At 52.0% G+C, this 20,761-nt stretch carries 15 protein-coding genes; 6 read left to right on the top strand and 9 right to left on the bottom strand.

The genetic code is table 11. The annotated features are described in order from the left end of the window. The first annotated feature begins 3 nt into the window (after nt 1-3). A complete protein-coding gene (locus B156_RS0124170; RefSeq protein ID WP_018622373.1) occupies nt 4-879 on the top strand; it encodes a hydroxypyruvate isomerase family protein in 876 nt (291 codons plus the stop codon). A gap of 88 nt (nt 880-967) precedes the next feature. Here the strand turns inward: B156_RS0124170 and B156_RS0124165 are convergent, their stop codons facing one another. From B156_RS0124165 to B156_RS0124145, 4 genes are all read right to left on the bottom strand, one after another. After that, nucleotides 968-1,876 carry a glycosyltransferase family protein gene (locus tag B156_RS0124165; protein ID WP_018622372.1) on the bottom strand — a complete coding sequence of 303 codons (909 nt, stop codon included), beginning with the start codon at nt 1,874-1,876 and terminating at the stop codon, nt 968-970. Nucleotides 1,877-2,029: 153 nt separating this feature from the next. Next, on the bottom strand, nt 2,030-3,175 hold the full coding sequence (locus B156_RS0124160) for a glycosyltransferase family 87 protein (protein WP_018622371.1): 1,146 nt from the start codon (nt 3,173-3,175) through the stop codon (nt 2,030-2,032). A gap of 308 nt (nt 3,176-3,483) precedes the next feature. After that, nucleotides 3,484-6,921 (bottom strand): ThuA domain-containing protein, encoded by a 3,438-nt coding sequence (locus tag B156_RS0124150; protein WP_018622368.1) that lies wholly within the window; start codon nt 6,919-6,921, stop codon nt 3,484-3,486. 160 nt (nt 6,922-7,081) lie between these two features. Then, complete coding sequence (locus B156_RS0124145; protein WP_018622366.1) at nt 7,082-7,861, bottom strand: META domain-containing protein; 780 nt, start codon at nt 7,859-7,861, stop codon at nt 7,082-7,084. 306 nt (nt 7,862-8,167) lie between these two features. On the opposite strand from B156_RS0124145, the gene B156_RS0124140 reads away from it, so the two are divergent. From B156_RS0124140 to B156_RS0124120, 5 genes are all read left to right on the top strand, one after another. Next, the gene (locus B156_RS0124140) at nt 8,168-11,263 is read left to right on the top strand and encodes a sensor histidine kinase (RefSeq protein WP_018622364.1); all 3,096 of its coding nucleotides are present in this window, start codon (nt 8,168-8,170) and stop codon (nt 11,261-11,263) included. An 82-nt stretch (nt 11,264-11,345) separates the two neighbouring features. Next, nucleotides 11,346-12,257, top strand: coding sequence for an LEA/WHy family protein (locus B156_RS0124135; RefSeq protein ID WP_018622362.1), 912 nt, complete (start codon nt 11,346-11,348; stop codon nt 12,255-12,257). Between the two features lie 20 nt (nt 12,258-12,277). Continuing rightward, nucleotides 12,278-13,756 (top strand): dihydrolipoyl dehydrogenase family protein, encoded by a 1,479-nt coding sequence (locus B156_RS0124130; RefSeq protein WP_018622361.1) that lies wholly within the window; start codon nt 12,278-12,280, stop codon nt 13,754-13,756. 308 nt (nt 13,757-14,064) lie between these two features. Continuing rightward, nucleotides 14,065-16,008, top strand: a complete 1,944-nt coding sequence (locus B156_RS0124125) for a KUP/HAK/KT family potassium transporter (protein WP_018622360.1) — start codon at nt 14,065-14,067, stop codon at nt 16,006-16,008. An 88-nt stretch (nt 16,009-16,096) separates the two neighbouring features. Then, nucleotides 16,097-17,158: an NAD-dependent epimerase/dehydratase family protein gene (locus B156_RS0124120; RefSeq protein ID WP_018622359.1), complete on the top strand. Its 1,062-nt coding sequence runs from the start codon at nt 16,097-16,099 to the stop codon at nt 17,156-17,158. Nucleotides 17,159-17,259: 101 nt separating this feature from the next. Here the strand turns inward: B156_RS0124120 and B156_RS0124115 are convergent, their stop codons facing one another. The 5 genes from B156_RS0124115 to B156_RS0124095 all read right to left on the bottom strand — a co-directional run bounded on the left by B156_RS0124115 (nt 17,260) and on the right by B156_RS0124095 (nt 20,226). Then, nucleotides 17,260-17,997, bottom strand: coding sequence for an SDR family NAD(P)-dependent oxidoreductase (locus B156_RS0124115; RefSeq protein ID WP_018622358.1), 738 nt, complete (start codon nt 17,995-17,997; stop codon nt 17,260-17,262). A gap of 77 nt (nt 17,998-18,074) precedes the next feature. Next, entirely contained in the window at nt 18,075-18,644 is a 570-nt protein-coding gene (locus tag B156_RS0124110; protein WP_018622357.1) for a Crp/Fnr family transcriptional regulator, read from the bottom strand. 204 nt (nt 18,645-18,848) lie between these two features. After that, the gene (locus B156_RS0124105) at nt 18,849-19,226 is read right to left on the bottom strand and encodes a VOC family protein (RefSeq protein ID WP_018622356.1); all 378 of its coding nucleotides are present in this window, start codon (nt 19,224-19,226) and stop codon (nt 18,849-18,851) included. Nucleotides 19,227-19,405: 179 nt separating this feature from the next. Then, nucleotides 19,406-19,909 (bottom strand): SRPBCC family protein, encoded by a 504-nt coding sequence (locus tag B156_RS0124100; RefSeq protein WP_018622355.1) that lies wholly within the window; start codon nt 19,907-19,909, stop codon nt 19,406-19,408. Next, entirely contained in the window at nt 19,906-20,226 is a 321-nt protein-coding gene (locus tag B156_RS0124095; protein WP_018622354.1) for an ArsR/SmtB family transcription factor, read from the bottom strand. Before B156_RS0124095 ends, B156_RS0124100 begins: the two co-directional genes overlap by 4 nt. Between the last annotated feature and the right edge of the window lie 535 nt (nt 20,227-20,761).

The following is a 20,761-nucleotide window of genomic DNA, read 5'->3' as shown; positions in this document are numbered from 1 at the left end:
ATTATGACCACCCGCCGAACGGCTCTCAAAACCCTGACAGGTACCGCCCTAACGCTACCTGCCCTGACTGAATCCCTAGCCAGTCCCATGACACAGCCCGACTCCATGTCCGCTCCGCTGAAGGGACGGATCAATCACTCCGTTTGCAAATGGTGCTACAGTAAAATTCCGCTCGATGATTTTTGCAAATCAATCAAAGCAATGGGCATCACCGCGGTTGATCTGACCGGGCCAGCAGAGTGGCCTACTCTGAAAAAATATGGGCTGACCTGTGCCATGGCGCAGGGCGCAGGAAAAGGGATTAATGATGGCTTTAACGACCCTAAGCTGCACGACGAACTGGTGGCTAGTTACGAAGCTATCTTCCCCAAAATGAAAGAAGCGGGCCTGACCAACGTCATTTGTTTTTCCGGAAACCGCCGGGGCATGAGTGACGAAGAAGGGTTGAAAAATTGTGCTGTCGGCCTTAAACGACTGATGCCCAGCGCCGAAAAGCACGGTATCGTTGTCGTGATGGAGTTGCTGAATAGCAAAGTGAATCACAAGGATTACATGTGCGACCACTCCGCCTGGGGCGTTGCTTTATGCAAAGCCGTGGGGTCAGAGAACTTCAAACTGCTGTACGATATTTATCACATGCAGATAATGGAGGGCGACATCATTCGCACCATCCAGGAGAGCAATAAATACTTCGCCCACTACCACACGGGTGGTAATCCGGGTCGGAATGAGATTGACGAAACCCAGGAACTCTACTATCCGGCTATCATGAAGGCGATTGTCGACACCGGATTCAAAGGGTACGTGGCGCAGGAGTTCATTCCCAAGCGCGACCCGCTGACGAGTTTGAAAGAAAGTATCGTGATTTGTGACGTATAGCAAGGTACCGCAAAAGTCGTAACGGATTGGTCCGTGCGGTCGTAAAAGGCAGTAAGTGTGGGGAAGGGTGTTGCCCGTGCCTCCGCATTTACTGCCTTTTCTTTACCAGGTTATAATTCCTGTATTCGCCAATTCGCCGACCGGTCAGTTTATCGGCCAGGTAAGCCAGTTTCATTTTGGTGGTCATTTTCCCGGTAAGCTTCGCCGGGTCAAATTCGTAATTACCGTTTTTGACCCACTCAGCCATAACCGCCGGATGAGTGCCTGAAAAGGGCACTACCCGCTCAATGCCGTAATAGTCGTGCGTTTTCCGGCTCTCGAATACTTTGGTATGCTGGGTCTCGTCCATGTAGTAATGGGCGAAAATCTGTGACTTCTTCAGCATTTCGTCCGGTGGGCGTACGTAGCTGTAGTGATACACCGGAACGCCCGTTTGCCACACGTTCAGTTTTACACCCTTGTGCCCGCTCAGCCGTTGCTGTTCGCTGTCATAACGCCGGAAACCCTGCGAATCCCGGTAGGAGAAGGCACCGATGCCCCGCCGGAAAACCCTGATTTCTTTGGTATGCTGGTAACGGCTGCCGTTCAGGTAGTTATAACTTCCGTAGAAGTTCAGAAAATCGAACAGTAATCCTTCCACGGCTGGATTGGTATCAGCCTGTTCGATAAGGCTTTTAACAACGGGCAGGTCGTTTTCGTGAATCACTTCGTCGGCCTGAATATGAAAGAGCCAGTCGCCTGTGCAGGCAGCGAGGGCCAGGTTTGTCTGCTGAGCAAATATTTTACCCCCTACCCGCATTTCGTCGTCCCATACGGTATCGATAATACGGATTTTAGGGTTGTTCAGGGCCAGCACTGCGTCGCGCGTTCCGTCCTGAGAATCACCAATGGCAATGACAAATTCATCGCAAATGGGCAGAATAGATTGGATGGAGGCCAGAAAAGGATATTGATACTGGATACCGTTTCGAACGTACGAGAAGCCACTGATCGTCATAAATAGAATAAATCAAAGAAGGTAAACACGAGTGTCAGATTACCATGAGCGGTTTTACGACCGTGTATCAACCGGTTGTGAGGCCGATAAACGAGCAGAATCATCTTGACGTTTGGATGCCGTAAGGTACAAAAAGGCCGCGTTGATTGAAAATCAGCCGTAGGTAACTACGGCTTCCTCCCTGCTGTGCATCAGGTAGATGACTCTGAACCAGATAAGTACGCACGGCAGGGCTTTTAGTACGTAGGGTTTTACCAGCTGCTCCCGCAGAACGGTTGGAAATATATCGCTGGGCGACAGTACCGTAAACACAAAACAGGCAATGAGCAAACTACGGTCCAGCCAGTTTTGGGGGCAGCACACCCACCAGCACATCACGCCCGTAACGGCTGTTATATAGGTTGGTGATTCGGAAACGGGGTTGAAAATTACCTGAAACAGCAGAACCGAGGCTACCATCAACAGCCGGAACACAGGCTCCGTGTAGCGTTTTACCCGTATATACACGGTACAGAACACCAGCACCCCGGCCCCGATAATAGCCGAAGTTGAAATAGCGGGCGAGATGGTCTGATGCACAAGGCGGTGAATGGACAGATTGAGCCATTTATCTACATCCGATTTTATGAGCAACTGATTCACCCACAAGTCATACTGCCAGAGCAGTTTGTCGGGTGGAGTGAGCAGGAGCGGTAGCAGGGCCATCACAACGCCCCAGCCCAGGGCGTAAGCCAGAAACCGGAGTTTCTGTGGGTACAGCAGAAACAACGCTCCGGCCACCAGGCTGTAAATCTTGATATTGAATCCCAGCACGATAAAGAAGGCGGCCCAAATTGGTTGCCGACGCTCGAAACTCAGGAATGTAAACAGTGAAAGAGCGGCAATGAGCGGATTGGTCTGGCTGTTTACGAGCGACGTAAACAATTCCTGCAGGCAGAACCAGTAGGCAAACACTTTCTGCTGCTGTGTAAACGGCATCCGGTAGATGGCGTAAAACCAGACGGCCGTAAACAAGGGCTGCCAGATGAACAGCCCTACTGAGTAGGGGAGCGCAAAAACCGGGGCAAACAGGGCGGCAAACGTAGGAGCGTAGTGATAATGGTCCACGTATTCAGCCGGGTAAGCCGCGTACAGACTTTTACCCTCCAGGAGGTGAGTCAGCGAATAGTAGAAAATACTGTACACGCCAGACCCCTCAAAAAACACGAGTTTAACGCTTGCCAGCAGGGCAAGGACTGCATAAGTGCCAACGATGAAACGGATGTTACTGAAAAGGGGGTGCCTATAAAATGGAGTCATAACGTATGCCTGAATCGTACGCAGGCAGATGAAAGCAGCCTTGCGAACGGCGAAGATACTATCCAGTCATTCATTGCACCCAAATCCTGTTCAGGAAGATTTTGTTTGTCTTTATGACGCCATTGCTATTCATGACGCTGGGGCCACGTGAGAGGGGTATAGCGGCCGACGATGGACGCTATACTTCCCGGAAATCCGCTTTGGTACGCTTGTTTTTGGTAGCATAGAGAATAACAAAAAACAAGGCATGGAAATCGGGGTGCTGCCCTTTCTCCATGCCCTGCCAACATTACTTTATCTGTTACTTACTACATACCCTGCGTGTCGAACTGTACCTTGTCGACGGCAAACAGCGGTTTCTGACCGGCCGTAGGATTGACGAAAACGAGGTAAAGTTTATGGACACCGGAAACGGGCTTACGGAACGGTAAATCAACGGGCCCCATCGTGCCGCTTTTGGCATCGGCTTCGCCCAGCAGCTGGCCGGTGGGTGAGTCAAGCCGGGCTTCCAGTTTGCCACCCGCCACCTGATCATTAGCCGAGAACACCGTTGGTTTAATGCCCGTGATGCCCGTAAGGTCAATATCATTGAACTCCAGGTAGCTACCCGACTTCGTGCCAATGGCGGCTGGCCCCATTTTTGGAATGTCGTACTGGAATATATCCTGCTTCCCATCGGCCGAAACTGCTTTCACCACCGCCGACCGCAGGGCCACGCTCGATGTGCCGGTGATTGGACCAATGGCGCCATTACCTCGGTCGGTGTACGTAGCCGTCAGGATGTAGGAACCATCTTTTTGCTGCTGGGCGGGTACATAATTACCTGCCAGTGGCTGGTTCTCTACTTTCTTCTGGTCAGCCAGGGTCAGAATATAGCGAACCATGTCAGTTGCTTCGCTTTCCTTAAGCTGTGGGTGGGCACTCATGGCCTGTTCGCCCCAGACACCACCCCCGCCTGAAATCACTTTCTTCGCCAGTTTCTCTTCAATTCCTGGCGTACGTCTGTACTTTTTGGCAACGTCGATGTAAGCCGGTCCAACCGATTTTTTGTCGATGGCATGGCAGGCTTTGCAGTCGCTCAGCTCAATAAGACGCTTACCCGTTGCGGAGCCCGTATTAACCTGGTGCCCCTGCGCCAGCATCGTTTTGTCGAAGCCTTCGAGGTAGTTGATGGTCATGGTCACATCGTCGGGATTGATACCTTTCTGCAGGGTGCCATCTTCTTTGTCGGCTACCTTAACGGCGTATTTAACCGGTTTGTCAGGGAAATAGAACGTTTTGTTTCCCGCCAGCGCTACTTCTACTTTTGGCTGGTCGTTGCCTACTTTGATGTCCATCGTTTCGGTAGCCACGTTGCCCAAGGCATCGGTCACTTTCAGCATAGCAGGATATACACCCGGCTTCGTGAAGGTAACGGTAGGACTTACGGTTGTCTGCTTCGGCATACCGGGGCCAAATGACCACTCGTACTTCAGCGCGTCGCCATCGTAATCCATCGACTTCTTACCATCGAATTTAACTGTTAGCGGGGCCGCACCAACCATTTTGTTGGCACTGGCAGAGGCTACGGGTTTGCGATTACCGGCGTTATACGTAATGTGCGACAGGCGGGCGTCGGCATTGGCAGCAAACCACTGCTGACCGTATTCAAGCGTATACAGCGAACCGTCATTGGCAAACTGCATGTCGATTATGTGCGAAAATTTGGTATTCGGCATGAACGTTTCCATTTGCAGGAAATCGCCGTTTTCCTTCATCGTAACAGGGTGAATCCAGTCACGCATCCATTCGTAGGAGAAAAACTTGCCATCATAGGAGCGGGGAAACTTCACCGGCGAGTCAGCATAGTCGTCGTAGTAATAAACCGGTCCGGCCATGGCATTCCGACCACCTTTACCCACAATTGGGCCAAACTCGGGCGAGTCGGCGTAGGGGTAATAGATAAATGCTTTCTGTGCCGGGGGCAACTCCCGCAGACCCGTATTGTGGGCCGAGTAATTGATCGGATGAGCCGGATCGTTGAGCGGGCCGGAGGTACTGTCGGCGTAGTTAAACTGTCGGTACGGCTTGTTATCGCCTACAAACAGCGGCCAGCCATAATAACCGGCCTTACGGGCCTGGTTCATCTCGTCGTATCCGCGTGGCCCGCGTTTCTCGCTGTTTTCGCCCGCGTCGGGGCCTACTTCACCCCAGTACAGGAAGCCGGTATGCTGGTCGACCGAAATACGGTACGGATTCCGGTTACCCATCACGTAAATTTCGGGCCGGGTCTTTTCCATTCCTTTCGGGAACAGGTTTCCTTCGGGAATGGTGTACGTGCCGTCATCCTCAGGGTGGATACGCAGAATTTTACCCCGCAGGTTATTCGTGCTGCTGGATGAAAGCAGGGCGTTGAACTTCTTCCGGTCAGCACGATCGTCGCTGGGCGAAAAACCGTTCGAGTAGAAAGGGTTGGTGTTGTCGCCCGTCGACAGGTACAGGTTGCCCTGCTTATCCCAGGCAATGGAACCTCCCGTGTGGCAGCAGTCGTCCTTGTCGTAGGTACGGTTCTCCGTTACCGTCAGCAGTAGTTGCTCGGTGTTGAGTTGCAGTTCGTCTTTGGCATCGTCCCACTTCATGCGCACCAGCCGGTTGTTGGAATCAGGCTTGACGGCCGAATAATACAGGTACACCCATTTGTTCTGGTTGAACTTAGGGTCGATGTTTAGCCCCATCAGGCCATATTCGCGCTGGGAATGAACGGGAAGGGTGGTAACCAACTTCGTCGTTTTCTTCTTGGTATCATACAGTTTCACCGCGCCTTTCCGCTCGGTAAAAAGAATTTTACCGTTGTCCAGAATAGCCAGCTCCGTTGGCTCGTCCAGATCGGCGGTCAGAATCTGCCGGTCGAAACGGTTCTCTTCGGGGTAAGGCTGCGTTTTGGCCTGACTGAATTTCAGACTGGTGGCCATTACGGATTTGATACCACCCAGAATATGCGCTAAGAACATCTGGTCGCTGTACGACTCATCCGTATGACCGGCACCCGTGTAAAACGCCTTGCCCCCATCGAAATCGTGGTACCAGATAAACGGGTGGTTATCCCCGTTTTTGCCGCCTTCGTAGGTTTTCTCATCCAGCTTACCCAGCACTTTTATGTCGGGCGAAATGCTTTTGTAGCTGTACCACTCGTCGAAGCGTTTCCAGACGTCGGGCAGCATTTTAGTGGCCGGGTGACTTTTGTCGATGATGTTGATTTCAGCATTCTGCTGCTTGGGGTGATTCAGAAAGTACGCACCCGCCAGTTGGTTATACCAGGGCCAGTCGTATTCCGTATCGGCAGCCGCGTGGATGCCCATGTAGCCACCACCCGCCTGAATGTACCGCTGAAACTGCGCCTGCTGGGCTTCGTCGAGGACATTGCCGGTGGTGCTGAGCCAGATAACCGCACTGTACTGTTTCAGGTTGTTTTCGGTGAACTTACCGGCGTCTTCAGTCGTGTCAACGGCAAATCCGTTGGCCTGACCAAGTTTCATCAGGGCCAGTTTACCGACATTGATGGAGGCATGACGGTAACCCGCGGTTTTGGAGAAGACCAGTACTTTGTTCAGGGCAGTTGGTGCCTGACCCGAAGCGGCTGCCGGTTTGGCGGGGGTCATCCGCCGGGCTGCCGCCTGTGCCCAGGCAGGGTTGCCTGCGCTGGAGACTACCGTTGCCAGCACACCCGCCAGCAGCCATATGCGGGAGGGAAATTTACTGTTAATCATAGAGTTTTGTGATTTATACAAATTGATTGGCACCCGCTAATCGAAATCGAAAGGCTTAACTTATTTTAGGATTCGATTGGCTTTTAATAAGAAACAAAAGTAACGAAAAAGCGGATGCTACTGTGTAATAAATGGCTTAAATAATGTTGGGGAAACGATTTTAATCTGCCTTTCTGAAGGTCAGGACGGGCTTGCCCTGTTGGTACAGTGTTAATTTACCCGAATCGATCCGGTAAGGCATTGGTTGGCTCAGCAGGCGCAGGAATGTGGGTTCTGCCGCACCATTTGGGCCCATACAGGCCATTTTGGTGGTAACGAGCGGTCCAAACAGAATCTGATGCGTGTCTGCCATGACGGGGCCATTAAGCTGGTTACAACCGGTAGTGCCGGTTACGCGGCCCTGGGTGAGTGATATTTCCAGACGGGGTATCGTTTTTGCTGGTCCATTGGTCGCAATGGAGTCCCCCTGCATACTGGTTAGTACCCAGTTGTCCTGCAATAAAGCCAACTGGCGTAGTGAAACGCCACAGCCCACCACGTTTTGACCCTCACTCACCACATCCACGCGGTAATCATACCGTTGGCCGGATAGCTTGTCGGTACAACTGTCGGGCCGGAATGAAACCTTGATTCGGCCATCCCTCGATTGATATCCGAACGCACCATTGGCTGAATCGGCCGTGCGGCTAATCTGATTATCGGAAAGTGATACGATGCTGCTATCGCTGTGCTGGGGTTTAAAGAGCAGGACTCCTTTGGATGGGTTTACCGTTAGCGACCAGGCTGGGTCACTACCTACGGCCACCAGTTCGTCCCCGGCTTTCAGGTAGCGGGTGTAATCGTCGGGTTGATTGACGGGGGTGAGCATGGCCGAGAACTGCGTAGACGGACGTCGGCAGGCAGCCGTCAGGAGCAGTAGGCCAACCAGTAGCGTTCGCATAGGTTTGGTACAGGTTCTGTGTGAGGGTAAGACCGTCGTCAGCCCAAAAGGTTTAAGAATTATTCTGCGTATTCGAGGAAACCAAAATCCATCCCGCACAAGGGAGCATCAATCGCTTTTCCGGCCGGCAACAACGCAGTCATTTCGGTTGTAAAGTCCCTTACAACACAGGTAGTAACTGCACCAGCGTTAATAAACAGGCCGACTGGCCGATGCGTGGCCGGTAACGACGCATCGAACGAGTATTTACCGTAAATTAGGCGTTTGCAGTAACGGTTTGTCTGACGTTACAACTCCTGAGGGATTATGCGGTACCTGCTCACAATGCTTTGCTTCCTGTTCGCCTGTCTGACGCAGGCCCAGTTAGCCAGTAAGCCTACCCGGTTGAGCAAGTCTGAGCAGCAGGACGAGGCAATAACGTTTGAGCATTACGGGCAGGAGAGCGGCCTCTCGCAGGGGACCATCAATGCAGTTACTGCCTATGATGGCTTCCGGTGGTTTGCCACGCAGGATGGCCTCAATCGGTTCGACGGCTACGGGTTCCGGGTGTACCGGACCGGGCAGGGACTGAACAGTAACCTGGTGCAGGCCCTGCTGGCCGATTCGCAGCAGCGGCTGTGGATTGGCACGGGAGCCGGGCTGAATCTGTTCGACCGTACAGATGGCCGGATACGGCGATTTACGGAAACGTTTGGCATCCGGCACGCGGTGGATAGCCTGCCCGTCAACCGGCTGGTAGAAGATAAACAAGGGCGTATCTGGATTCAAACGGTGGCGCAGGGGCTGTTTTGCTTCGACCCGGCCCTGAAAAAAATCAGGCACTACTTCCCCGGTAACAATACCATTCGCAGTTGCTGCCTGGCCCCTGATGGGCAATTATGGGTGCTGACATTCAGTGAATTGTACTGCTACGATTCCAAACGGGACACGTTTGTGACTATCCCCATTCGTCAGCACCTGACAACGGCATCCCTGTTTCAAAATCTCCTGTTCGACAAACGCGGACATTTGTGGATCGGTACCGCCGATGATGGCGCCTTCCGGCTGGAAAATCCAGCTAGCCCCCTGGGTCGCATCACGCACTTTGTGCAGGGGGGTACGGCGCGGCACCTGAGCGGCACTGATGTGGAGTCTTTGATGTGCGACAAAACCGGCAATGTCTGGATTGGCACCCGCACGGGCGGCATAGCCATTTACCACCCGGATACCGGTCAGTTTACCTACGTTCGTCACTCCCCGCTGAATCACCGGAGCCTGCGCGAAAACTTCGTGTGGCTGCTCTATCAGGATGAGCAGGACATCGTGTGGGTGGGGAGCAGTAGCCAGGGTATCGACAAATACGACCCCCACCGGCTTCCGTTCGGGCTGATTCAGCAACAGGCCGACACGCCGGCGCATGGCCTGCCCGATAATGTGGTTTTCCGGCTGTTTGGCCTGGGAAACCAACTGTACATTGGCACCGAAGCCGGTGGATTTGCCCGTTACTCGATACCGGACAGAACCCTCACGTCGTTTCCTGAAACGGCCATCCCGTCGGCTAGTGCCATGCACGGGGAAGTGCGGGTAATTGACGCCGATTATAAGGGCAACCTGTGGTTTGCCAACTGGCACGAACTGACGCAGTATGACCCCCGCCAAAACCGGGCGCATGTGTACCCGATGCCGGGGCCGCGCAAACAAAAATACGCCTACGCAGCCCACATGATCAGCGACACCAGCGGACGGACCAGCGAAATCTGGGTAGCGGGCGATGGGGGACTTACGCGGTTCGACTGGCAAACGAAACAGTGGAAAGGCTGGCAGGATTTGCCCGCTATTAACGCTATCTCGGCTCATAATATCCGATTGGTTTATCAGCAGGAGCGGGATGTCGTGTGGTTCGGGACGTTGGGAAACGGGCTCTTTGGCTACAACCGCCGTACGCAGCAACTCAGCGCATTCGGGCCTGCCAACGGACTGGCCTGTCTTAACATCCGCTCGCTGTTGCAGGATGGCGCTACCCTCTGGGTTGGCACCGACTGTGGCCTGTTTGCCCTCGATTTGATTCGTAATGTGGTTACCCACCAGTTTACGAGCAGCCGGGGGGCAATGGCGTTTCGGTTGCCCAACGACGTAATTTATGGTATCCTGAAAGACAACGAAGGGTATCTATGGCTGAGTAGCAACCAGGGCTTAACCCGCTTCTCGCCCACGCAGGGCGTACTCAAAAACTACAATGTGTCGGACGGGCTCCAAAGCAATGAATTCAATACCAATGTGTCCTACAAGCATACCGACGGTACGCTGTTTTTTGGCGGTGTGAACGGCGTTACGTACGTCAGAACCGGACAGATGCAGCGCAATACGTTTGTGCCGCCCGTTCGCATCACCGCCCTGACCGTGCTGGACAGTGCGTACAATCCGAACCAGACTCACCTGACACTCAACCCGGACCAGAATTTCATTGAGTTTTCCTTTGCGGCTCTCAACTTTTCCAACGCACAAAAGAATCGCTATCAGTACCGGCTCGAAGGCATCGATGCGTCCTGGGTGCAGGCGCAGCACCGCCGAACGGCCAATTACACCAACCTGCCACCGGGCAATTACGTGTTTCGGGTGAAGGGCAGTAATGACGATGGTATCTGGAATGAGCAGGGGGCTTCGGTGAACATCCTGATTAAGCCACCCTTCTGGGCCACCCGCTGGTTTCAGCTAATCGTGATCCTGCTGCTGGCAGGAGGGCTGTACGGCGGCTACCGGTACCGGATTGCCACGCTAAAAAATCGGCAGGCCCACGAGCTGAGCGTAGCCATCCGAACGCAGGAGCTTGAACGGCACCGGTTTTCCAAAGAACTGCACGATGGCGTAGGGGCTAACCTCACGGTGCTGAAAATGTACCTCTCGTCGCTCGGAACGCCCAATGTAGCCGTTGATGATGTCAGGAATCGTTCCCTGTCCGTACTCAAATCATCTATTGCGGATATACGCAGCATCATTCACGATATGCACCCGCGCAGCCTGACCGAGTTTGGGCTGGTGCACACCATTGATGATATGGTAGCCTTGATGAATGAGAGCCACCGGCTGAACGTGACGTTTACCAGCCGACAGGTGCCGCAGAAACTACCCGAGAGCATTGAAATTAATGTGTTCCGGATTGTACAGGAGTTGCTCCAGAATGCGGCCAAACACGCTGAGGCTACCCACGTTCTACTCAGTCTGATTTATGAAGCCGACACCCTGTTGCTGACCTACCGCGATGACGGGCGCGGCTTTGACCCCGTACGTGTGCAAAATCACTCACTGGCGGGTCATGGTCTGGTCAATATCAATCAGCGGGTCATGCTCGTGAAAGGCACGTATCAGGTAACGTCGGCCGACACCCAGGGGACTGCCATTCAGATAGCCGTTCCGGTTACCTGACCGGGTAGCGCGTCAATGTGTACATGAACACTTGGTCAGGTTTGGTCGTTACTAGCCCAATACATACACGCGCCCCAACACAATGAAAAAAGGCTGGATTATTGCGCTCGGACTGCTGCTTATCGGCATCCTTGGAGCCTACGTTTACTATAATCGGTTAAAAAGTAACGCCGAAGCCGAGGGCGGTGCCTACGATGGAACCCTTAAGCCCCGCGTGGAACTAAGCCGGTTTGACTTCGAGAACATCACCGACGATGAGATTACGATGAACATGTACATTCTTCTGGATAATCCGCTGCCCGTTGCGCTGAAAGGACGCAATGTCGATTATTCGTTCTATATCAACGATCAGGAACTGGTTAAGGAGTCGTACGAGAAGGTAGTGACGGTAAACGCCGAAGACAGCACGACCCTGGCATTACCCGCCAAATTGAAAGCGAAAAAAATGGTTGCCCTGCTCGAAGACCTCGACCGGCGTAAGATCGATAGTGCCGACTACCGGCTTCGTATTTCGTTCGATACGGACGTGCCGATTCTGGGCGAAAAGAAAATCAACATCGACCAAACCCGCCGACTGCCTGCCTTCCACTTGCTGCAGTTTAAGGTAGACGATATCGATTACGGAAAACTGAGTCTGAAAGCGATGGATGTAGCGGCAAAAGTCAATATCATCAACAGAAACAAGCTCCCATACAACGTTACCGACCTGCACTACACCGTGGTTATTGACGGGAAAGAAATTGCCGAAGGGGCACAGGACGAACCAATTCTGGTAAAAAAAGAAGCGACTACGCCCGTGGTGTTTCCAATGACTGTTAAGCCGGGTAAAGCCCTCGGGTTACTGCCCAAAGCCCTGTTCGATAAGAAAGATACGCCCTATGAAATTACCTTCCGGTGTAAAATTCTGGATAAGAACAACAACCCCATGTTCCAGCAAAGTAAGTTCATGACGACCATAAAAGGGACGCTGCTGGATTTTAAAAAAAATAAGTAAACGGCACAACACACTACTGCATGAAACACTACGACGTACTCGTTATTGGTGCCGGATCGGGCGGGCTCAGCGTGGGTATAGCCATGAAACGACTGGGTTTCGATGTACTGATCGTAGAAAAAAGCGATCACCGGATCGGGGGCGACTGCCTGAACGATGGCTGCGTGCCGAGTAAAGCCCTCATTCACGTCAGTAAACAAATACACCACGCCCGGAGCGTGGACCGGTTCGGCGTGAAAGCCGCCGGTGAGGTCGATATGGCGGAGGTAATGCAGTACGTTCGGGAGCGGCAGGACATTATCCGGGCGCACGAAAACGCCCGTTACCTGCGCGAAACCGAAGGTATCGACGTAGTCCTTGGGGTAGCCCGCTTTGTGAGCGAAACCGAGGTTGAGGTAGCGCTCAACGACGGAGAAACGATGCGGGCAGCCGCCAAAAATATCGTGCTCTGTACAGGTTCCGTACCCCGTCAGCTGGAGGCCGACGGGCTGGACGCCGTGGCGAACGTGCCGGGTAAGCTGCATACCAACCAAACCATTTTTTCGCTGAAGACCCTGCCCAAACGGTTACTGATTGTGGGGGCGGGTCCCATTGGTATCGAGATGGCTCAGGCCTTTAAGCGGCTGGGCAGTGCCGTAACCGTAGTAGGAGCGGAGGAACGTATTCTGGACAAGGAACTGCCGGACGTATCGGAACTGCTGCAAAAGCAGTTAGAGAAAGAAGGTATTACGTTTAGGTTAAAGCGGAAAGTGACCGCCTTCCCAGATGTAAATACGGCGGAGGTAAAAGCTAAAAATGGTCATACAGACACCATTCCGTTCGATGTGGTGCTGGTGGCCGTCGGGCGCACGTTTCAGTACGATGCCCTGAACCTGTCCGTTGCCGGTATTGACCTGGACGATAAAGGTCGCCTTGCACTAAACGACTACCTCCAGACCACCAACAAACACGTTTTTGCCGTTGGCGACGCAGCCGCCGGAGCACCGGCCGGGCAGCGCCTGTTCTCGCACGGGGCCGAGTTGCAGGCATCCATCGTGGTCGGTAATTTCATAACGCCCGGCGTTTTTGAGAAGAAACTTACGTACGATCATTTTTCGTGGGTCACCTTCACCGATCCCGAAGTGGCCACGTTCGGTTTTTCGGAAAAAGACCTGAAAACGAACGGCAAAGCGTACGAGCGCATCGAGTACGATTTCGCCCATGACGACCGGGCTGTGATTGAAGACTACGAATACGCCCGGATGATCTTATTGGTCACGCCATCGGGCATAAACCCCTTCAGCCCAAAAATTTTAGGGGGTACTATTATTGCACCAAAAGCGGGAGAGTTGATCCAGGAGCTTATCCTGGCGCAGCAAAAAGGTCTGACAGCCGGCGATTTCTTCAACAAAATTTATCCGTACCCTACGGCCAGCCGGGTCAATAAATCTATCTGGGTCGATACGATTGGCAGTAACCTGCCCAACCTTGTCAAAAAAGGAGCTAAGTGGCTGTACTAGTGACAGGAAGGGTACGAACAAAAAAAGAGATGGCCCGTCTATAGAACAGGCCATCTGCCGGACTCACCTAATTAACAAAACCCATAATAGGCCCCGTCTGAAGACTTATTAGTCGGACGGGCATCATATGTACGGTTGAAAAAAAGATCTGGTTTTATGGCGGCCCTGATTTTGTCGGTGAGTATGGCCCGATTTGTGCGCTTTTTTGCCCTGATAACTTTAGGGTGGGGCAGGAATAATTAATCCAAACATCGGCTATCTTTGCGCGGTTTTTACCCGCCCAAAAGCGATAAGGCTCAAGCCTGAATATGGAAGATAAGAAACACGTGGATGCCATTTCGGCTGCCGGTTTGCTGGTAGCGATGGGTATTATTTACGGTGATATTGGCACATCGCCCCTGTATGTTTTTCGTTCGGTTGTGGGTACCACTGCGCCCATTCAGACGGCTATAGTCCGGGGGGCACTTTCCTGTATTTTCTGGACCGTAACGCTGCAAACCACATTCAAATACGTTGTCCTGATTCTCCGGGCCGACAACCGGGGGGAGGGGGGCATTTTCGCCCTTTACGCCCTGGTTCGGCGCCATGCCAAGTGGCTTACTATCCCGGCTATTATTGGTGGAAGTTCTTTGCTGGCAGATAGTATTATCACCCCACCTATTTCGGTTTCGTCGGCGGTAGAAGGGTTACGGATCCTGTATCCGGATATTCCAACTGTCCCCATCGTTATTGGTATTCTGGCCTTCCTGTTCCTCATCCAAACATTCGGGACCAGTGTGGTAGGCACCGCTTTTGGCCCCATCATGCTGGTTTGGTTTACGATGCTGGGTACGCTGGGGATTATCCATATCTTCGATGACTTAACGATTCTTGCTTCGATTAACCCGATGTATGCCTACCGGTTTCTGACCGAAACACCGGGGGCATTCTGGCTGCTGGGCGCTGTTTTCCTGTCCACAACGGGCGCAGAAGCCCTCTATTCCGACATGGGGCACTGTGGCCGGTCCAATATTCGGGTTAGCTGGGTTTACGTGAAACTCTGCCTGATGCTCAATTATTTTGGCCAGGGCGCCTTCGTGGAAAGCCTCGTCGGACAGTCGCTGGGCGAACGGAATCCGTTCTACTCGCTCATGCCCGAGTGGTTTTTGATTATCGGTATATGTATTGCCACGGCTGCAACGGTTATTGCCAGTCAGGCCATGCTCACGGGGGCTTACACGCTCATCAGCGAAGCCATCCGGCTTAACTTCTGGCCTAAAGTTCGCCTTCGGTACCCGTCCAATCAAAAAGGGCAACTTTACGTACCCAGTATAAACTGGCTGCTCTTTGCGGGTTGTATCGGGGTAGTGCTCTATTTTCAGGAGTCATCGCGCATGGAGGCTGCTTACGGACTGGCCATCACCCTGACCATGATGATGAGTACGATTCTGTTCAGCTACTACATGTATTCGCATAAGTACAATGCCTGGTTTGTGGTCTTTTTTCTGGTGTTTTACCTGGCCATCGAGAGCTGTTTTCTGGTAGCCAACCTGGCCAAATTCACGCACGGCGGCTGGGTGTCCATCTTGATTGCGGGGGCCATGGGTTTTGTGATGATTGTCTGGTTAAGGGCGTTCCAGATCAAACTACGCCTGACTGAGTATGTCCGAATCGACCAGTATACGCAGGCCATCAAAGAACTTAGCCGGGATATCAGCATTCCCAAGTATGCCACGCACATTGTCTTTATGAGCAACGCGGCCCGGCAGTCGGAGATTGAGTCGAAAATAATTTACTCCATCTTCCAGAAACGACCAAAACGGGCCGACATCTACTGGTTCGTTCACGTCGATACCACCGATGACCCGTACACGATGGAGTATAAAGTGAATACCATTGCCCCCGACGATGCCTACAAAGTGACGTTTAAACTGGGCTTCCGGGTGGAGCAGCGCATCAACCTGTTCTTCCGCAAAGTGATTGAAGACATGGTGAAAAATAAAGAAGTGGACATCACCAGCCGGTACGAGTCACTCAGTCGTCAGAATGTAATCGGGGACTTTCGCTTTGTGGTTCTGGAGAAATTTCTGTCATTCGAGAATGAACTCCCAACTACCGAGCGCCTTATCATGAGTATCTATTTTAGCATCAAGAGCTTCACCACGCCCGAAGATCGCTGGTTTGGTCTGGACAGCAGTTCGGTGAAAGTAGAGAAAGTGCCCCTGGTCATCCGCCCGGTCGAAAACGTACAATTGAAACGGATTACAACCTAATTATGAACTATAAATGATGAATGATGAATGCCGGTTAGTCCTAATCATTCATCATTCATCATTTATAATTTATCATTCATCATTCATCATGAAACTTCTCATTACCGGCGGGGCCGGATTTGTTGGTTCGTCGCTGGCTATCTCGCTGAAACAGAACTACCCCCACTACCAGATTTTTGCGCTCGATAACCTCAAACGGCGCGGGTCGGAACTAAGCCTGTCGCGGCTCAAAGCGGCTGGTATCGAGTTCCTGCATGGCGACATTCGGAGCAAGGAAGATTTTGACGCGCTGCCCGCCGTGGATACCGTCATCGAAGCCTCGGCCGAACCCTCGGTGCTGGCAGGGCTGGATGGTACGCCCGATTACCTCATCAATACCAACCTGTTTGGTACCGTCAACTGCCTCAATTACGCGTTGAAACACAAGGCCAGCTTCATTTTCCTGTCGACCAGCCGCGTGTATCCAATCAAAACCATTGAAACCCTCAATTATGCCGAAGCCGACACGCGCTTTGTGCTGACGGATGACCAGCCCGTGCCGGGCGTGTCGGCCAAAGGGATTGCCGAAGATTTTCCGCTAACGGGCGCGCGGTCCCTGTATGGCACCACCAAACTGGCATCGGAACTGCTTATTCAGGAGTACAACGAGTTCTATGGCCTGAAAACGGTTATCAACCGCTGTGGTGTCATTACCGGCCCTTGGCAGATGGGAAAGGTGGATCAGGGCGTGATGGTGCTCTGGATTGCCAAACACTATTTTGAGCAGCCACTGGCCTATATCGGCTACGGCGGAACGGGCAAACAAACCCGCGACATGCTCCATATTGCCGACTTGTACCGCCTGATCGACTGGCAGCTTCATCACCTGGATCAGGTAAACGGAGAAGTGCTGAATGCCGGTGGCGGGGTAGAAAGTAGTGCGTCTTTACAGGAACTGACCCGGATTTGCCAGGAAGTGACGGGCAAAACGATCCCCATAAAACAGGTCACCGAAAACCGGTCGGCCGATATCCGTCTGTACATAACGGACAATACCAACGTAACGAAGCTGACCGGCTGGAAACCCGAACTGGGCATCCGGGAGATTGTGACCGACATTCACGCATGGCTCCACGAAAACCGGGCCGCCCTGGAACCGATTCTGAAATAGCCGGTCAATAATCAACTAAAAACGCCCTTATCCGGTCTGCTGGGTAAGGGCGTTTTTAATTGATTAGGGCCGTTGGCGTTAAGGCTACTCCAGGCCGTTTTTCACCAGGGACTCACTTCCGTTCCGTCCTCTATATCGTTACTGAAAAATTGCCCGGTCGGTGCGTCATCGGCCGTCAGGGTGTGTTTTATGATGAAAGCAGCCGCACTCTCTACGGTTCCGGGGCCGCTGTGGTGATTGAAGTCGGTGGCGGTGTAGCCGGGGTCAATGGCGTTCACTTTGAAGGGCAACTCGCGCAGTTCGTATGCCAGCAGAATGGTGAAGGCGTTCAGCGCGGCCTTTGATGGCACGTAGCTTGCCAGTTTAACCCCGTAATATTGCCAGGTTGGGTCACTGTGTAGGGTTAGCGACCCTAGCCCGGAGGTGATGTTGCTGATGCGCGGGCTTTCCGACTTTTTGAGCAAGTCCAGAAAAATCTGCGTCACGCTGATAGTGCCGAAGTAATTGGTATCGAACACGTCCTGAATGTCGCTGATGGGAGTTGTCAGGGCACTTTCGGGAAAGCCTTTGCTGATACCGGCGTTGTTGATTAAGATGTCCAGCTTGCCCTGCTCCCGTTCCACAATGTCTTTGGCCGCCAGAATGGTATCCGGCTTCGTAACATCGATTTCGATAGCCCTGAGGTGCTGGAACCCGGCTTCGGTCAGCTCCTCTACGATTTCGTTTCCCCTGTTGATGTTGCGGCTGCCCAGGTAGACGAACAACCCTTTTTTCGACAGTTGTTTGGCTGTTTCCAGGCCAATGCTCCTATTGGCTCCGGTGATTAGTACTGATTGCATGTTGCTTTTGTGTTGATTGATGAGGCAAAGGTTGCCCGTTCAAACAGGATATCAGTTGCCATTTGGCAAAAAGCGAATCAGCGAATGTTTTTTCTGATTCGGCTTAGGGACGATTGGGTCATGCCCAGGTAAGAGGCCAGGTAGGAGAGGGGAATGCGGTTAATGAGATTGGGGTAGCGTTCCATAAAACTCAGGTAGCGCGTAGTGGCATCTTCCGAAACCAGCGGGCTGATTCTGGCTACTTTCTGGAGCAATGCTTTGGAAATGATTTTGCGAACCATGGCATCCCAGCCGACAATGGTATTCAGCAGGTCTTCCCAATCCTGCTTGGAAAAAACGATGAGGGTACAGTCAGTAACGGCCTGCACGTAGGAAGAGGAGGGTATATCGTTGTCGAAGCTGCTGAGGTCTACAACGAGGTTATTCTCTTCGATAAAATACTTGGTAATCTCTTCGCCCCTGTTGTTGTAGTAACAAACCCGCGTAATGCCTTCTATAATGAAGCCGACCTGCCGGGATACTTTCCCCGCTTCCGAAAAATACGCGTCTTTAGGCAGGGTCAACTCGATGGCCTTCTTCGAAATCAGGTCTATTTGCTGCTGGTTCAGGCTCCCGAACTGTAGGATATACTCGATCAACTGGTTCATGGGCGCAAGGTAACCATCGACTGTCTGTCGGCAGTTGCCATTTGGCAAAAAGTAGTTTTCAGGTAAGTATCCGTAAATGGCGGTCGCTTGGGTGAACTGCTTCGTGTTAAAAAGAGCCAGTGGAGAAACGGAAATTCGTCAGACTACTAAACGAAACAGGGTGCCGGGGCAGCAGCGGAGCGAGGGCAAAAGAAACCGCACGCCTTAACCAATGTCCTCCCAAAGCTCGATGCTGTTTCCCTCGGGGTCAAGGATATGAACAAACTTACCGTAGTCGTACGCGGCAATGTCATCAATGATGGTGACGCCATCGCTTTTTAGCTGCTCCACCAGGTCTTCAATGTGCTCGACCCGGTAACTGATCATAAAGTCTTTTTTGGATGGCTCGAAGTAGTCTGTGTTCTTTTCAAAAGCACCCCAAACGGTTGACCCCTGTTTGCTGGGGTCATCGGCATCGCGCCAGTGGAACGTAGTGCCGTACTCATTCATGGGCAAGCCAAGATTATGTGCGTACCAGTCTTTCATTTTCTGCGGGTCATCGCATTTAAAGAAGATGCCGCCTATGCCGGTTACTTTTTTCATGTCTCTAAAAAATATAAGTAGTGTAGTAAATAGGTAGTTAGCATTACTACCCCGTTCGGATTATCCGTTGCGGTAATAAGGCTAACTACTACCAGGCCCGTCTGGATTTTTATTATTGATGATTTTACGTCCGTATGGCCCCTGTCGACAAAACCTTCTGGTAGCGGCCGTTTTCCTCTCTACCGTCGTTGCGATAACGTTGCCAGTAATTCTTCCAGCTGCTTCGTTGTCATCGTAAAACCTTCCCTGAAGCCCATTTCCAGCATCTGCTCCAGGCGGGCAAGGGATTCATTGTAAATAGTAATACTGACTTTTGTCGTCCCGTTTTGTTCGCTGAAATTCATATCCCATTCAGAACCGGGTAATTCAGGATTTTCATCCTCGTCGGCAAAAGCATTTAACAGTTTGAAATTGGTTTTTGGCGTAATGGACGTATACGTCTGAATCGACCAGCGCTCTTGTCCTTCAGGGCTTACCATGGCATAAAACCGTCGTCCGCCAACGTCAAAATTCATAAATTTCGTTTTCGAGGTCCAGGGTTTAGGCGCCCACCACTGGTCGAGAATTTCCTGTTTGGTAAACGCATCCCATACCAGCGAAAGGTCGGCGGCAAATTCTCTGGTAAAGTGTACCGTCTTTGTTGTTTTGTCAACGGTGAAATCAACTAGCACATCGTTTTTCATTTTTTCTCCTGTTTAATGGTTGCTAATACCGTGTCAAGTTGATTGAATTGGGTTTCCCAGATTTTTCTGAATTGGTTTACCCATTCATCAACCTCTTTCATTTTGTCAAGCTCAAGTGAGTAGTAAATTTCCCGGCCCTGTTGTTCCTGTTTCACTAGTTCGCATTCGGTGAGTATGCGAAGGTGTTTGGAAACAGCCTGTCGGGTCGTGTTGAAGTTGTCGGCAATGGCGTTCGGTGTCATTGCCTGCAAGGCAATCAGGGTAATAATGGCCCGCCTTGTCGGATCGGCTATGGCCTGGAAAATATCTCGTCTCATACGGGTTGAATTAATAGATAAGCAATCAATCGGTTGCAAATGTATGCGCAACTGTTCGGTTTCTCAAATTTTATTCAGCCTAAAAGAAGATTAATTGGAATTGGCAGCCTGGAGGAGCGTGGCCAGGTTACTGCCAGCAATAATTACCGCCAGCCCACTTTCTGCGGTTCGACTACCGCCAAAGTCAACCTGTTTACATCGCGTTTTGAGAAACCGGGCCGGAGCAGGTGAGTTAGCAAAAAACGTTGATGAAGCCGATGCGCTATTGCCTTGACTAGCACAGCTGTCAGCTTTGCGAACGTTAATCTGCCATCTGCCTAACTACTTGTACAGACTGGCTTGCGCTTACCGGGTAGGAGAGGGAAGAAGCGGTCAAAACCCACCGGGCGGGGCCGACGGCTTAGTGAATCAGGCTATACACAATGCCATGGCTTTCTTATCTACAAAGATTTCATGCCTACGGCATTTTTAGCAGAAACTCTGTACACAATGCATCGCTTTCTGTAAATAACCGAAGGCCTGAGATGAGTATAGA

It is taken from the genome of Spirosoma luteum DSM 19990 (assembly GCF_000374065.1).
GTDB classification, from domain to species: Bacteria; Bacteroidota; Bacteroidia; order Cytophagales; family Spirosomataceae; genus Spirosoma; species Spirosoma luteum.
Note: the sequence above shows the minus strand (reverse complement) of the source record. Positions and strands in the feature narration are given on the sequence as shown.

What these genes read in the sequence shown, in the direction of transcription:
- B156_RS0124150 (WP_018622368.1), bottom strand. Translation starts at nt 6,921, where the DNA reads ATGATTAACAGTAAATTTCCCTCCCGCATATGGCTGCTGGCGGGTGTG.
- B156_RS0124145 (WP_018622366.1), bottom strand. Translation starts at nt 7,861, where the DNA reads ATGCGAACGCTACTGGTTGGCCTACTGCTCCTGACGGCTGCCTGCCGA.
- B156_RS0124125 (WP_018622360.1), top strand. Translation starts at nt 14,065, where the DNA reads ATGGAAGATAAGAAACACGTGGATGCCATTTCGGCTGCCGGTTTGCTG.
- B156_RS0124160 (WP_018622371.1), bottom strand. Translation starts at nt 3,175, where the DNA reads ATGACTCCATTTTATAGGCACCCCCTTTTCAGTAACATCCGTTTCATC.
- B156_RS0124115 (WP_018622358.1), bottom strand. Translation starts at nt 17,997, where the DNA reads ATGCAATCAGTACTAATCACCGGAGCCAATAGGAGCATTGGCCTGGAA.
- B156_RS0124095 (WP_018622354.1), bottom strand. Translation starts at nt 20,226, where the DNA reads ATGAGACGAGATATTTTCCAGGCCATAGCCGATCCGACAAGGCGGGCC.
- B156_RS0124165 (WP_018622372.1), bottom strand. Translation starts at nt 1,876, where the DNA reads ATGACGATCAGTGGCTTCTCGTACGTTCGAAACGGTATCCAGTATCAA.
- B156_RS0124110 (WP_018622357.1), bottom strand. Translation starts at nt 18,644, where the DNA reads ATGAACCAGTTGATCGAGTATATCCTACAGTTCGGGAGCCTGAACCAG.
- B156_RS0124140 (WP_018622364.1), top strand. Translation starts at nt 8,168, where the DNA reads ATGCGGTACCTGCTCACAATGCTTTGCTTCCTGTTCGCCTGTCTGACG.
- B156_RS0124105 (WP_018622356.1), bottom strand. Translation starts at nt 19,226, where the DNA reads ATGAAAAAAGTAACCGGCATAGGCGGCATCTTCTTTAAATGCGATGAC.
- B156_RS0124135 (WP_018622362.1), top strand. Translation starts at nt 11,346, where the DNA reads ATGAAAAAAGGCTGGATTATTGCGCTCGGACTGCTGCTTATCGGCATC.
- B156_RS0124130 (WP_018622361.1), top strand. Translation starts at nt 12,278, where the DNA reads ATGAAACACTACGACGTACTCGTTATTGGTGCCGGATCGGGCGGGCTC.
- B156_RS0124170 (WP_018622373.1), top strand. Translation starts at nt 4, where the DNA reads ATGACCACCCGCCGAACGGCTCTCAAAACCCTGACAGGTACCGCCCTA.
- B156_RS0124100 (WP_018622355.1), bottom strand. Translation starts at nt 19,909, where the DNA reads ATGAAAAACGATGTGCTAGTTGATTTCACCGTTGACAAAACAACAAAG.
- B156_RS0124120 (WP_018622359.1), top strand. Translation starts at nt 16,097, where the DNA reads ATGAAACTTCTCATTACCGGCGGGGCCGGATTTGTTGGTTCGTCGCTG.